The sequence below is a fragment of the Paenibacillus sp. MABNR03 genome, assembly GCF_050455445.1.
Classification (GTDB): Bacteria; Bacillota; Bacilli; order Paenibacillales; family Paenibacillaceae; genus Paenibacillus; species Paenibacillus xylanilyticus.
Window position 1 is genome coordinate 66,871 of record NZ_JBCIYR010000004.1, and the last position, 13,923, is coordinate 80,793.

Annotated in this window: 14 protein-coding genes; 11 read left to right on the plus strand and 3 right to left on the minus strand. The window is 48.5% G+C overall.

Translation table 11 applies throughout. From position 1 onward, the window contains the following. Positions 1–192: 192 nt before the first annotated feature. From yycF to AAIH57_RS20100, 5 genes are all read left to right on the plus strand, one after another. Positions 193–915: a response regulator YycF gene (gene yycF / locus AAIH57_RS20080; protein WP_175397039.1), complete on the plus strand. Its 723-nt coding sequence runs from the start codon at positions 193–195 to the stop codon at positions 913–915. Then, on the plus strand, positions 915–2,765 hold the full coding sequence (walK, locus tag AAIH57_RS20085; RefSeq protein WP_430022757.1) for a cell wall metabolism sensor histidine kinase WalK: 1,851 nt from the start codon (positions 915–917) through the stop codon (positions 2,763–2,765). The genes yycF and walK overlap by 1 nt, the downstream gene beginning before the upstream one ends. Continuing rightward, the gene (locus AAIH57_RS20090; RefSeq protein ID WP_175397037.1) at positions 2,749–4,029 is read left to right on the plus strand and encodes a YycH family regulatory protein; all 1,281 of its coding nucleotides are present in this window, start codon (positions 2,749–2,751) and stop codon (positions 4,027–4,029) included. Before walK ends, AAIH57_RS20090 begins: the two co-directional genes overlap by 17 nt. Positions 4,030–4,433: 404 nt before the next feature. After that, positions 4,434–5,177 (plus strand): two-component system regulatory protein YycI, encoded by a 744-nt coding sequence (gene yycI / locus AAIH57_RS20095; RefSeq protein WP_175397036.1) that lies wholly within the window; start codon positions 4,434–4,436, stop codon positions 5,175–5,177. Between the two features lie 6 nt (positions 5,178–5,183). Beyond that, entirely contained in the window at positions 5,184–5,990 is an 807-nt protein-coding gene (locus AAIH57_RS20100) for an MBL fold metallo-hydrolase (RefSeq protein WP_175397035.1), read from the plus strand. On the opposite strand, the gene AAIH57_RS20105 is transcribed toward AAIH57_RS20100, so the two are convergent. Beyond that, complete coding sequence (locus tag AAIH57_RS20105; RefSeq protein ID WP_095290595.1) at positions 5,959–6,171, minus strand: hypothetical protein; 213 nt, start codon at positions 6,169–6,171, stop codon at positions 5,959–5,961. The two genes, AAIH57_RS20100 and AAIH57_RS20105, sit on opposite strands and share 32 nt — an antisense overlap. A gap of 764 nt (positions 6,172–6,935) precedes the next feature. Here AAIH57_RS20105 and AAIH57_RS20110 point away from each other — a divergent pair. The 6 genes from AAIH57_RS20110 to AAIH57_RS20135 all read left to right on the plus strand — a co-directional run bounded on the left by AAIH57_RS20110 (position 6,936) and on the right by AAIH57_RS20135 (position 11,711). Beyond that, positions 6,936–8,207 (plus strand): S1C family serine protease, encoded by a 1,272-nt coding sequence (locus tag AAIH57_RS20110; protein ID WP_175397034.1) that lies wholly within the window; start codon positions 6,936–6,938, stop codon positions 8,205–8,207. Between the two features lie 273 nt (positions 8,208–8,480). Next, complete coding sequence (locus AAIH57_RS20115) at positions 8,481–9,002, plus strand: hypothetical protein (protein WP_430022758.1); 522 nt, start codon at positions 8,481–8,483, stop codon at positions 9,000–9,002. Between the two features lie 283 nt (positions 9,003–9,285). Then, complete coding sequence (locus AAIH57_RS20120; protein WP_063870633.1) at positions 9,286–9,453, plus strand: CxxH/CxxC protein; 168 nt, start codon at positions 9,286–9,288, stop codon at positions 9,451–9,453. 36 nt (positions 9,454–9,489) lie between these two features. Beyond that, on the plus strand, positions 9,490–9,627 hold the full coding sequence (locus AAIH57_RS20125) for a hypothetical protein (RefSeq protein WP_430022759.1): 138 nt from the start codon (positions 9,490–9,492) through the stop codon (positions 9,625–9,627). A 307-nt stretch (positions 9,628–9,934) separates the two neighbouring features. Next, on the plus strand, positions 9,935–10,414 hold the full coding sequence (rlmH, locus tag AAIH57_RS20130) for a 23S rRNA (pseudouridine(1915)-N(3))-methyltransferase RlmH (RefSeq protein ID WP_095362209.1): 480 nt from the start codon (positions 9,935–9,937) through the stop codon (positions 10,412–10,414). 79 nt (positions 10,415–10,493) lie between these two features. Beyond that, entirely contained in the window at positions 10,494–11,711 is a 1,218-nt protein-coding gene (locus AAIH57_RS20135) for an Abi family protein (protein WP_175397033.1), read from the plus strand. A 386-nt stretch (positions 11,712–12,097) separates the two neighbouring features. Here the strand turns inward: AAIH57_RS20135 and AAIH57_RS20140 are convergent, their stop codons facing one another. Together AAIH57_RS20140 and AAIH57_RS20145 are read right to left on the minus strand one after the other, a co-directional pair. Further along, positions 12,098–12,970, minus strand: a complete 873-nt coding sequence (locus AAIH57_RS20140; protein ID WP_430022760.1) for an SDR family oxidoreductase — start codon at positions 12,968–12,970, stop codon at positions 12,098–12,100. Positions 12,971–13,066: 96 nt separating this feature from the next. Further along, the gene (locus AAIH57_RS20145; protein WP_175397031.1) at positions 13,067–13,921 is read right to left on the minus strand and encodes a helix-turn-helix transcriptional regulator; all 855 of its coding nucleotides are present in this window, start codon (positions 13,919–13,921) and stop codon (positions 13,067–13,069) included. Between the last annotated feature and the right edge of the window lie 2 nt (positions 13,922–13,923).

The following is a 13,923-nucleotide window of genomic DNA, read 5'->3' on the forward strand; positions in this document are numbered from 1 at the left end:
GTAAAATATTTTCAATTTGTAGCATTTGGATCGACGGATCGGGATGTGAGTGTCCTTCAGGTATGTTAAACTATACAGTAAAGGTATCATTACAGATAAAATAGTTAGAGTCATATTCTATATAAGATAAGTTCAAAAAGAGATAAAGACCGCCAGGGCGGATCAAGCAGGATATAGGGGTGAATACAGCCGATGCAGGGGAAGATTTTGGTGGTGGACGATGAACAGCCCATTGCGGACATTCTGAAGTTTAATTTGGAAAAAGAGGGGTACGAGGTCATCTGCGCTTTTGATGGCATTCGTGCAGTTGAACTGGCGTTATCCGAGAAACCGGATCTGATGCTGCTGGACTTGATGCTGCCAGGTAAAGACGGCATGGATGTGTGCCGCGAGGTACGAACTCATCTGGAGATGCCGATTATTATGCTGACGGCAAAGGACGGAGAGATCGACAAAGTGCTCGGGCTGGAACTGGGTGCGGACGATTATGTGACCAAGCCTTTCAGTACGCGCGAGCTGCTCGCACGGGTAAAGGCACAGATGCGCAGACGGCAAAAGCCTGCGATGACCGCCGAAGCACCGGAGGACGATGAGAAGCAGGTCATGCGGCTGTTTGATCTGGCATTTGATATGGACATGTATACAGCTTACAAAGGCGGAGAACCGCTCGATCTGACTCACCGTGAGTATGAGCTTCTTTATTATATGGCGAAGAACTCCGGCAAAGTCATGACACGGGAGCACCTGCTGCAGGCAGTATGGGGGTATGAATATTTCGGGGATGTACGTACCGTGGATGTCACGATCCGTCGTCTGCGCGAGAAGATTGAGGAGAATCCGAGCAAACCGGAAACGATTCTGACTCGCCGCGGGCTGGGTTATCTCGTGCGCAGTCCCAAAAGCGTGGGGATATAATGGGGCGATTCTCGCGATTCTCGTTCTTCCGAACGATTCAGGCGAAACTGATTATTATCTATGTACTGCTGATTCTGATTGCGATGCAATTGATCGGCGTTTATTTTGTAAGTGCGATGAAGAACTCACTGACGAGCAACTTCACTGAGGATTTACAGGCACGAGCGGAGATGCTGTCTGTTCTCGTGGGTGAGACCATGGCCGGCGGAGAAGCAGAGGCTGGTGAGGACAAAACGGAAAATCTGCGCGTACTGGTGAACAATCTGTTCAACATTAACGGTGCCGAGATTCAGGTGCTTGATGCCAGTGGCAAAGTGTTAACCACTTCCCTGAGTTCACATTCCGATTATGTGGGTCGCAAAAATACCCAGACCGTTGTCAGCCGTGCGCTGCAAGGCATCCGGGATAACGAGGAATACATTGTAGATGAGGACAATGTCCGCAAAAAGGTCGTTGCCAAGCCGGTCATGTCCGGCGGCAAGATCATCGGCGCGGTCTACATTGCCGCCTCCATGAATGAACTGTATTCCACCATGGAGGGAATCAATAAAATTTTTATCTCCGGCATTCTGATCGCCCTGGTGTTAACCGCGGTGCTCGGCGTCATTTTGTCGCATACGATCACGCAGCCCATCAAGGAAGTCACCCGCAGGGCAACAGCGGTTGCGGAAGGCAACTTCGATCAGCAGACCCCAGTATTCGGCACGGATGAGATTGGACAGCTGAGTCGGGCCTTCAACTACATGACCAGTCGCTTGCGGGACGCACTTTCTCAGAACGAAGAGGAGAAAGAGAAGCTGACGTCCATTTTGACGAACATGAGTGATGGTGTGGTTGCGACCGACGAGTATGGCAAAGTCATTCTGGTCAACCGCCGCGCCAGCAGCATTCTGGGTATGCGCCCTGTGGATATTGAAGGAAGGCATTTTGCCGTCCTGCTCGGTATTGATCCGGAGGATGCGGAAGCTCTTGCGAGTGGTTTTACGGGTTCAACGCTGCTGCAGATCGCACCAGCCGGACAGGAGGACCCTGTAGTCATTCGCATGACATTTACGCCGGTTCATCGTCGTGAGCTGGGTATTACCGGAACGATTGCCGTGCTTCAGGATGTCACCGAGCAGGAAGAGCTGGAGGCATCCCGGCGCGAGTTTGTTGCGAATGTATCGCATGAATTGCGCACCCCGCTGACGACGATTAAGAGTTATGCAGAAGCGCTCGATGATGGAGCACTTGAAGATCCGCAGCTGGCGGGGAGATTCGTTGGCGTGATTCAGAATGAGACGGAGCGTATGATACGGCTGGTTACCGATCTGCTGCATCTGTCCCGGCTCGACTCCAAGGAAGCCCTGCTGCGCAAACAGCCAACAGACATTATGGACATGCTGGAGGAGGTAACAGACCGATTCTCGTTCCAGATGCATCAGAAAGATATTCAACCCGTGTTATCGGTGGAGAATGGCATTCCTGAAGTGCCGCTCGATCGGGACCAGATTGATCAGGTTCTGGACAATGTCGTGTCCAATGCGCTGAAGTATACGCTGGAGGGCGGAACGATTACGATTGCTGCCAGACGCAGCGATGCACATACACTTGCCATCTCGGTATCGGATACGGGAATGGGAATCCCGCAGCGGGATTTGGATCGTATTTTTGAACGGTTTTATCGGGTGGACAAGGCTCGCTCCCGCAGTATGGGTGGTACAGGATTAGGGCTATCCATTGCCCGGGAAATTGTCAGGGCTCATGATGGGACCATTTCTCTGGAGTCCGAGGTGGATGTGGGTACAACCGTAACATTCACACTGCCAATGCGTGAAGAAGGAGGTGAGCACCTTGAAGGAACGGATTAAATCCCTGGTGCTCGCTTCTCTCGTTGCTGCCAGTCTGGTGCAGAGTTACTTCCTGATCTATCGTTTGCCTGGTGGCGGGGATTCAATTGTGACGTCAGAGACGAACTATGTGAAGACCGAGAACATGGGTCAGGAGCGCGATATTGAAGAGCTGATCTTCCCCGATCAGATGATGATTCATCTCGGAGAGGACAAACATACCGTGTTTTACCCAGGGAATACCTTCTATCAGCTGATCTATTCACGTCTGCAAGGTCGGACGTTCGATGATTTTCAGCGGCGTACCGTACAGTCTGTAAACTGGGATCAAATCCGCAAGGACAACCCCGGCATTGAGCTGTCGTTCAAGGAAGGCATTCCGGTTGCCCTGCTGCAGCGCGTGATGCGGCTTGGTACGGACTCCCTGTTCCAAGGGGAAACGATTAATCGGATCTCGATCTATACGGCGAAAAATGAAACGAAAGCCCATGCGCTGTTCTTCAGCGCCAAAGGTGATGTAGTCTACGAAGCAACTCAGGCCGACCTGACGGTACAGGACGTGCAGCAGCATGTCGACTTCGGTACGAACTGGACGCCATATACGTTGATGGACGGTGGATATTACATTCCGGCGGAAGCGCTGGATGCGGTTGAGGCAGATGTGCCGACAGGACAGTTCACTGTGGAGCAGATGCAGCGCAGCCTGTTCTTCGATCCCAGCATGACCCGGAATATTCGGGAAAAGGATGGATCGGAGATTTATACGGACAGTAAACGAAGTCTGCAAGTGAAGCAGGATCAGCGCTGGATCAGCTATACTGATCCGGCGGCTCCGCCTGCAGGACAGATTGATGCGGCGAAGGACGCACTGTCTGCCGTGGATTTTGTAAATCAGCATGGCGGCTGGAAGGGCCGTTCGCGCATGATGCTGGACACTGCGGACAACAAGACGCAGCTTCAGTTCCAGCAATATTACGGCAGCTTCCCGATCATGGATTCGGTGCAGTTCCGCTTCGGCACAATAAGTATGGAGATGCAGCAAGAAACGGTGTCCAGCTATGAACGCTCGCTGGAATACCTGAATGAAGGTGCCGAGACGAAGAAGTCCGTGAAGCTGCCTGGTGGGGACAAGCTGAAGGCACTGATCCAGAAGGTAGCTGGTGAGAGCCGCCAGGTAGTAGATGTGTACCCGGCGTATCGCCCATCGACCATTGAGGGTGGGCTGAAGCTGATCCCGGTATGGGTTATCCGCTTCAGCAATGGAGAGGAGACTACCGTATCTTGATAGGTTATAGCCATTAAACATCAAGTTTGCTACACTGGGCGACTACGCGGTCAGAACAACCTTCCGATCGCTGTTACAAGGCTGCCTTGGAAGTAACATTTCCTCGGATCAAGCGTTAACGAATCGACAGCACCTTAAAAGGCCGATTATTACGGAATGCAAAGTTTAACGAATCTTAGTGGCGTTATACGGTAGAAAACAGCGTTAAAATCTGCAGATATACGAAATAACATCTCTGTAATTCGTTAAACCACAGATCTGTGAAAATGGGATCTAATAGCATGCGCTAGATTCGCTAGATCCTGTAACTTCAAAGTGCAAAGGCTATGAACGGGCCAAATCCGGTGAAAGTGTAGGCCAATTTAAAAAGTATTTCAGATATATGACTTAGGGAGGTGAACGTTTTGGATTGGGGACGGGCGAAAAATGTGTTGATCTATGCCTTCCTGCTGCTGAATCTGGTATTGGGTTATCAGATCTGGATGGATGCGCGGGAGACGGCCGGAGCCAATCTGGACTTCACCTCGCTGGCAGATAATACGCAGCAGGCGATGGAAGAGAAGGGCATCCAGGTGCTGGCTCCCATTCCGAACGAAACGCCGAAGCTGCCGAAGCTGTCCTATGAGTTTGTTGAAGAGGACAAGACAGGGATTCAGGTCGAGCTTGAGCAGCCGGTGGACAGTAAGCTGATCTTCTCGCAGAGGGAGCTGGAGGACGTGCTGGCGAGCGAAATTCCGCAGATCGGCACATATCGGCTGGATCAGCTGATGACAGAGGATGGGGCCTTTGTGCTTCATCCGCTTGTCGATGGGAAATGGCCGCTCTTCAATGTCAGTCTGGAGCTGTTCTACAGCGATCAGAAAATTACGGGTTATCGTCAGACTCCGGTGCGGATTACAACCGCAGAGGAGAGCGATCAGCAGGTGCTTCCGGCGCCCAAAGCGCTGGGAACGCTGATCGAGAACTTTTTGCCAAACGATGCGATTGTCAAAGACATTCAGCTGGGCTATTACGGCCAGTTGTTTAATTCAGATATGCAGGTAGCGATGCCGGCATGGCGGTTCGTGCTGGAAAGTGGCGAAGTGTTGTACGTGCAGGGCATCAGTGGGGATGTATTCAGTCCCAAGACAGACAAATCAGGGGAGTAATGCGTTATGGGGATATATTTTACGGTGTTATCCAGCGGTTCGACAGGGAACGCCACGGTCATACAGCATGGGGGCACATCACTCATGATTGACGCGGGCCTTAGTGCGAAGCGGCTAGAGGCATTGTTTCTGGAACGGGAGATTTCAGGAACCGAGTTGGACGGGATTCTGGTTACACATGAACATTCCGATCACATTAAAGGACTAGGCGCGATGTCTCGGAAATATAATTTACCAATCTATGCGAATACGAATACGTGGGCGGCGCTGGAGAAGTCGGTTGGGGCGATTCCAGAGGAAAACCGGAGGGTGTTTGAGACGGGGGAGCAGCATGATTTTGGCTCTCTGCGCGTGGAGTCTTTCGGCATCTCCCATGATGCAGCGGAACCGGTGGGGTACACGTTCGATGATGGGAGTGAAAAGCTGTCCGTTGCAACAGACCTCGGATATATGAGCGACAAGGTTCGCGATGCGATCGCAGATTCCGATGTGCTGGTGCTGGAGGCAAATCATGATGTCGAATTGCTGCGCATGGGGCGGTATCCATGGAACACCAAGCGCCGCATTCTGAGCGACATCGGGCATTTGTCGAACGAAGCGGCAGGGGCAGCGCTCAGTGAGCTGATGAACGGACGCATCAAGCGCACGTATCTGGCACATCTCAGCCGGGATCACAATATGATGGATTTGGCGAAAATGACCGTGCGTGAAGCCATGGAGAGCCGGGGTTGTTTTTATAAGGATCATGAATTCAAACTCTGTGATACGTATTATGACCGTCCTACGCCATGGGATAGGGTGGGTGAGCCATAAAGCTGTCGAGCTCGGCGGCTTTGCGTTCCACTTCCTCGCGGGTCAGAATGCCTTTGTCAATCAACAGCTCGATGATGGTGCTTAGCGCTAGAGTGTTACGGTAATGTTCTTCTTTGAGATCGGCCAGCTTGGCCGCCATATGAACCTCATCCATGGCTGTGAGGGTACGTGTGCGTTCCATAAGTAAAACCTCCTTCTATGAACCTTCGAATTGGTCTTTTACTATTATTGTAGTCAGGCTGGATGGAAAACATTCCTCTTTTTGCCGCTATAATTTGAATTGCTAGGCGTGTATGCTGAAATCTGTAGCTTCATGAACTGAAAAAGTTCTTAGGAAATTGGTAAAAGTGCGCTTAGCGAACCGGATTTTGTGGTGATAGTTACTATGGACGTTTTATTGTAGGTCCGTTATTGGTAAGTCCGTTTTAGCAGAAATTTGCGTCAATCTTCGTAAATATGCAACTTTTTTGAATTTGGCGTGTTTAGTATATATGGAGCCTTGGAAATAGGCTTGTTTGTTCGGGAAGTTGGCATGTCGTAGAATACGAGAACGTTGCTGATAGAGTCACGGACAGGATGGGAGTGCCCGTTCTGTTGTACATAGACGCTTCATTTCGGGATAGCGGGGATGCAGCGATATGCAAAACAACCTTGAAAAATGCTAGAGAGCATGGAAAACCGTTGGGGTCTTCACGTAACGGAGACGACAGAAGGGACCTGGAGAAACGAAGTGTTCGCCTGAAAGTTTTCTGAAAGAAAGCTGGTTGGGGAGCATACGGCTGTGAACAAATTTTCACCTTGGAATAAGGAAATTTGAGTAACAGCGCTCGAAAGGTTCATCTGTCGGCGGAGTAGGCTATGTGAGAACACCATCGTTGGCCATGCCAGAATGTTCAGGCGGCAGTCAGGATCTGGATGCGTGACAACGAAGGGGAGAGGATCACGATGGGATTGTTCGGAGACGATTTTTATTCAACCAAAGTATCAAGACGCGCCGAGCCTGTACAGAAAGGCAAACTTCAGATTATCCGTCCCGGTGGGCGGGACCGCTGGCAAAATCCGCGCAGATCGCGCTCAGGCATCAGCTCCACCGTGAAGGTAGCAGTGATTAGTTCGGTAATCAGTTCCATCGTGACCGTTACGCTGTTCAGCTTCATTATGCAGCCTGCATCCATCCCTCTTGCTAACGCGACAGGCAATGGTGGAAACGGGAGTAATGTGCAGGCGGCGCAGACCGCTGACCCATACGACCGGATTATTCAGGCGGCAGCTGAGGTACGTCCTTCGGTGGTGAGCATTGTGAACCATAAGACAGGTGGCAGCCTGTCCATGGAAGACTCGGCGCTCGGGTCAGGTGTCATTTTCAAGAAGGAAGATGGCAAGGCCTATATCATGACCAACCATCACGTAGTCGAAGGGGCAAGTGATTTGGAGATCGTGACCGTCGAAGGCGAAACGCACAAGGCGAAACTGGTCGGCAAAGACCGCGTAAGTGACATTGCAGTGATGTCGGTAGAAGACGCCAAAGGCATTGGACCAGTAGCGGAGATTGGTGATTCCAGCAAGCTTCAGCGTGGTCAGACAGTACTCGCGATCGGGAATCCGCTTGGTCTGGGTGGCACGCTGACATCCGGTATTGTCAGTTATACCGACCGCATTCTGCCGGTATCCATTAATCAGGATGGTGTATATGACTGGGAGCAGAATGTGATCCAGACCGATGCAGCGATCAACGAAGGAAACAGCGGAGGTGCGCTGGTCGATCTGAATGGGAAAGTGGTCGGCATCAACACGATGAAAATCTCGGACACAGGTGTTGAGGGCCTGGGCTTCGCGATTCCGATGAACGAAGTGATGAAAACCGTGGATTCGCTGCTGCTGAACGGCAAAGTATCCCGTCCATACCTGGGCGTGTACACCGTCGATCTCAGCAATCCATATGCTCCACTGGATGACGAGCAGCGCAAAGATCTGAAGCTGCCATCTCACGTCGACAGCGGTGTGGTGGTGCTTGAAGCATCTGGTCCGGCATCTGAAGCGGGCTTGAAGCTCAATGACGTCATTACGGAATTTGACGGGCAAAAAATTACCTCTACGCTCGATCTGCGGAAATATCTGTACGATGAGAAGAAGATCGGCGATACCATTGAAGTGACCTTTTACCGGGACGGCAATGCCGAGAAGGTGTCGGTGAAGCTGACGGATAAACCGGAGTAAAGGTAATCGGAAATAGATTTGCTAAGAAGTCCTCTGCTTGTGGAAGAAGCGGCACATCATTCATTGGAATGGTAGAACCTTCTGACATGAATCGGGGACTTTTTTATTTTCCTATCCATAAGCGGATTGAACCAGAGCCAAAGTCTCAGTTACAGCAGGTGAAGGCTATGATAGACTATTTCAATACGTGCCAAGTTGTTCGATTATGCGAGTAACATGCATTTGTCGTGGCTGGATTGGAATGACCAGTTTGGAAGAGGGGAGCTTATTTCGATGAAACATTTGGTGAAAAAATCGCTCGGAGGAGCGGCATTACTGCTGTCATTGTCCGTACTGTCTGCGTGTGGGTCTGAGGTGTCTTCATCCGGATCTGCGGATAACAGCGGTTTGGAGGGACGAGTTGCAGGTCTGGAGAAGCAGCTTGCCTCACAAGGTGAGAAGAGCGTAGAACAGGATGAGAAGATTGCAGAGCTGGAGAAGAAGCTGGACGAGCTGAACAGCACGGTGACAGCGGTAAATGATGCGGGTGGAACTGAATCTGCTCTTGCAGGAGACAACGGATCTGCAGGCAAGGGAGATGGCGTGCTTATTACGTTTGCCCAATACGAAAAGATTGAGGTGGGTATGACGTATGATGAAGTGAAAGAGATCGTTGGCGGTGAAGGTGAGGCCCTGAGTGAGGCGGAAAATTCAGTGGTTTATAATTATAAGGGTTCTGGTGATTTGGGCGCCAACGCAGTTCTGGCGTTCCATAGCGGCAAGCTGCTGACCAAGGCACAATCGGGATTGAAGTAAGGAACTTGGACTGGAGAACGAATGTGTCTGAAGCGTAAATAAGCGTTGTTGTATGGAATCATAGGAGCGTTTCTTAGGGACATGGAATAGTGTCGAAAAAGGAACGCTTTTTTGGTTTGATTCGTGCCGGTTGGGGAAGATTATTGGGGGTTAAACACGATAAATGAGGGATAGGGGTTTCTTTTCCACCCCAGGTGTGATAGAACAGAGAAGTGGCTATCCTATATGGATAAGCGGTTGTGAATCGGGAGCATAGCTGGTTACAGAAAGGATGCTTGAACGGATGTACGTTGTATGCAAAGAACACGTGGACATTGCCATTGACATGTTTGTCGATGAGTATGAGGACGCTCCGGATATTGTTGATCTGAAGGAGACGGAATTTGCCGATTGGGACCCGCCTGCGAAGTGCGCCGAGTGCGAACAAAAGGCCGAGTATCTCGTCGTCTAGCGTACTGAGTAGGCATCCGCAGCAGAGGCGTCCCTTATGGATGCACTCGCTCGCCTGCCATCCGGTATGAACATCACAGGCAAGAAGCAAGGAGAGCGTGTCGGAGCGCTCTTTTTGTGTTTTCGGGGAATGAGGAGATGGCGGTATCTGCTGTCTGTGGGTGAAGTCGGGTAGGGAGAGTCATTCTTTGAAGCGTAATGTAAGGAACCTGAGACATTTTAAATGGGTTGATTTGGGCCAATATGCGGGGTTAACGAACCGTATACACGCTATTTGCCAGAAATGAACTGTATAGAGCCCTTACTTCCTCGTATTAAGGTGCGTGAGGTTTGCTAGCTGGACAAAACATGTACATGAGGCTGTATAAGGTGTGAGAGGTTCGGTAGTGGATGCGGGTTTCATCATTGAGATCATAGGTGCGGGGAAGCACCGTTCATAAATAGATACATACAGGATTGGATCATGAGGAGGAAATGGTTTTATGTTCATTCAGATTATTGGCGTAGGCAAATTGAAGGAAAAATATCTGACGCTCGGCATTCAGGAATATGCCAAGCGACTTGCCCCGTACATCAAGTTTCAGATGATCGAGGTCGCAGATGAGAAGGCGCCCGACACCCTGAGCGAAGCTGAGGTGCGGGCGGTGAAGGAGCGCGAGGGTGAACGCATCCTCGCGCATGTGAAGAGCGAGGCGCATGTCGTTGCGCTCGCATTGGACGGCCAGCTCTGGAGTTCCGAGGAGCTGGCAGCAGAGATCGACAAGCTCGGCACGTATGGGACGAGCCATGTCGTGTTTGTCATCGGAGGAAGCCATGGGCTCTCCGATGAGGTACTGCGCCGCGCGAAGCAGCGCTTGAGCTTCGGGCGCATGACCCTGCCGCACCAGTTGATGCGGCTGGTGCTGGTGGAGCAGATTTATCGTGCGGTGAAGATAAATCGGAATGAACCGTACCATAAGTAGGGCGAAAATTATTGTTAAACTTATATTGTCTATTAATAGACAATAAAGTTTTGTAAAATAGGTAGAAGGGGGGGATTTGGTGCCAAGTGACAAAGCATTTAATACTATCTTTGATCAGATTCGATTATTAAAAAATAGAGGTTTGCAGATTAATAATTTTGGTTCTGCTAAAGAACATCTTAAAGAAAAGAATTATTTTGATCTTATAAATGGTCATGAGACATTATTACTTGATGACTCGAAACATTTGCCTAAGAAATATACTAAAAAGTCATTTGATAATTTTTTAAGATTATATGATTTTGACAAACAATTCTCAAGTTTAATATTAAAGAAAATATCAGAGTTTGAAACAAAATTAAAAACAACAATCTCATATCACTTTTGTAAGAATCATTGCTCAACTTTAGCAGAAAATAATAATTATATAGATATAAATTATTATAATATACCGGGATCAACTGATGGACCAAAACAATATGTGAATTATTTTTACGATTCCAATAACCAAGATAAAACTCATAAATTATTTAGAAGTAATTATAAGTATAGAGGGAAATTTAGAGGTACATTTAATGGAATTGTAACGTATCTACCTTCGAAGACTATATTAAAAGGAGTCTTTACTGGTCGCTTTGGATCTTCTTCGATAAGAGAAGTAAAAGCGGGCAACTGTATGTTCTATAATTCAAACCAAAGAACACTTTTAGCTGCACTGCATACAGTAAGTACAACCTCTGGGTCAACTGTATCCCTCAATTTAAATATACAAAGAGAAGAAACAATACAAGGTTTAAACTATATTGACGATTGTAAGTTGAAATTTTCATATATTAATGAATATAATAATCCACCGTTCTGGGTTGTTATTAAAACTTTAATGTTAAACGATTTGATTGTCTTAATGTATGGATTAAAAAAACGTACACTTGATGCGGTCTTAAGAGACTTTCATTTGAAGCCCTACGAGAAGGAGAAGTTCTTAAACTCTTTAGAGATAATTAGAGAGCTACGAAACTCCTGTGCGCATTTTGAACTGGTTAATCGGTTCAGAACGTCCCAAAGTTTAAAAGTAAATAACCATCTGATCTCTGACTTGCACCTATCACCTATGAGATCACAATATGTAATTAAATTATTCGATGTATTAAAAGTATTAAAAATGTATATTGATTTATCAGAAATAAAGTTATTTTTACACGATTTTTGGATTAATGAAACTAAGTATGGTAATGATGATATTACTCTGGCATTGTTTGAGAGGATGGGAAATTCAAAAATAAATGAATGGATCTAGAATGGATTGACTTCAGCGCGAATATAGGTTAAAATTAATACATATAATAACGAATAGCCAAGACGGCGTGTCAAGCTTGCGTAGCTTGCTAAAAGTCCCTAGCCACCTTATCCTTTGAGATAAGGTGGCTTTGTATTTTGAATCAGTTGAGAATTTCTCCGAAGGTTTTATGTAAAATCTCAAAATAATATTTAAATGTAAACGACTTTTATTTTAGGGAAGTATGTGCGTATTCTATTTCGCTTTTAAAGTGATACGGTGAACCGTATCACAAATAACGAAAAGCCCTAAACAAGCTCCCCTTTAAGTAGGCAGGATTAATAAATAAACCGGCTACTTCAGAGGAGCATATCAGTTGTCGTGAATGTCGAATGCTTGGGTATCCTTTAAAATGGTTTTACCACATCATCTGAATCAGTGGAGTAAGCCAGCTCTTTCTGTGCTTCCAGAGCGGCCAGTCTGTCCAGCAGGGCTGCTCGGATTTGCTCATAGGCGTCACTGCCCAACGCCATACGTATCGGACCCTTTCCCTGGTCGACACGACGGATAATCTGCTGCGCCATTTTATCCGGATCGCCGACAACCATTTGATTGAACATGCTCATATCTATACCCGGCAGTTCTCCCTTCATCAGGCTAACGAATTGGCCCGCCTCCGTATCCCGGTATTCGTCCATCCGCTCGCCGAATACGGCGTTGCTTGTAATGAAATTCGTTCGGATTCCGCCGGGCTCCACCATAGTGGTCTTAATATTGAACGGAGCCACTTCCTTAGCCAGCGCTTCAAAGGCTCCTTCGACCGCCCATTTCGAAGAGCAATACAGTCCCATACCCGGAATAGAATAATGACCCGCCATACTCGAAATCTGTACCATGTGACCGCCGCCCTGCTTACGGAAAAAGGGTAGGACTGCACGCGCTACACGTAGGGAGCCAAGCACATTGGTCATAAACTGATGCTCAATTTGCCTGTCGCTTGCTTCTTCCACTGCGCCATACAATCCATAGGCTGCGTTATTGACAAACACATCGATCGTACCCAACTCTGAAAATGCACGTTCCACCACTTCAGCAATTTGCTGAGAGTTTGTCAGATCTAAATTAGCCTGCCATAGTTGGGAGCCATACTGTGCCTGCAGATCATCCAGCAGACCCGGCTTGCGTATCGTTGCGGCTACACGGTCCCCCCTATCAAGCAACCGGTGAGTTATACGTGAAGCCAAGCCTCCTGATGCTCCTGTAATGAACCATGTTTGCATGCTAAACACCCTCCAATCGTTGTCTTCCACTGAATCATACAAGCAACTGGAGGGAGCTAGCCACAGCATGTCTATTCTATTAACGGGAGTAACAGTCTACGGTAGCTGCCTGTCCTGCTCAAGTAAACGTAATAAATTCTCCTCCGTACCTGAACCGGGCACCGGAACAAAGAAACACCAGTGCAGTCCCGGGTCATTATCGATTACAGCCGCGGAGTGGAGCTCGAACTCCATCTCCTGTGCGTCAGGAACACGGAATAAAGCGGTGGCTACGTGTTTTTGTTTGATTTCATATAGCTCCCAGAAATGTACGAACTCCACGCTTTCCCGCGTCAAGCGTTCAAACCGTTCCATATATAACGGGTTGTTCTTGTAAAGATCGAAGCCTGCCCGCAGAACGGCTACAGAGTAACGGGCAGCGCCTTCCCAATTCACCAGTCTGTTGCGGTAATCCGGCTTTAAAAACATAATGTCCATCATATTCCGTTCGTTGTCCGGCAGACTGCCGAAATCGGCTACGATCAGTTCTGCCGCTCGATTCCAGACGATAACGTCCGTACCTTCATCCGTGATAAAAGAAGGATAATGCAGCTGATCTATGATTTGCTGCAAAACTCTCATATCCGGCCCTTCGCTATTTGGCACTGTGACGACGCTTGTCTTGTCTACATTGGCCAGATCGAACAGATGCTTCTGCTCATCATCGTCAAGCTGAAGTGCTTTGCCGATACTGAGCAGCACTTCCGGCGAAGGATTAACCTCCTTGCCTTGCTCCAGCCAGGCATAGTAAGTCACGCTTATATTGGCAAGATAAGAGACTTCTTCTCTTCGAAGTCCCGGAGTGCGTCTTCGTCCGGGCAGCGGCTGGATCCCTGCCTCTGAAGGCTGTAACCGTTCCCTGCGCGATTTAAGGAAGTCACCCAATGCGGATGGAGAATGATTCTTTTTCAAGT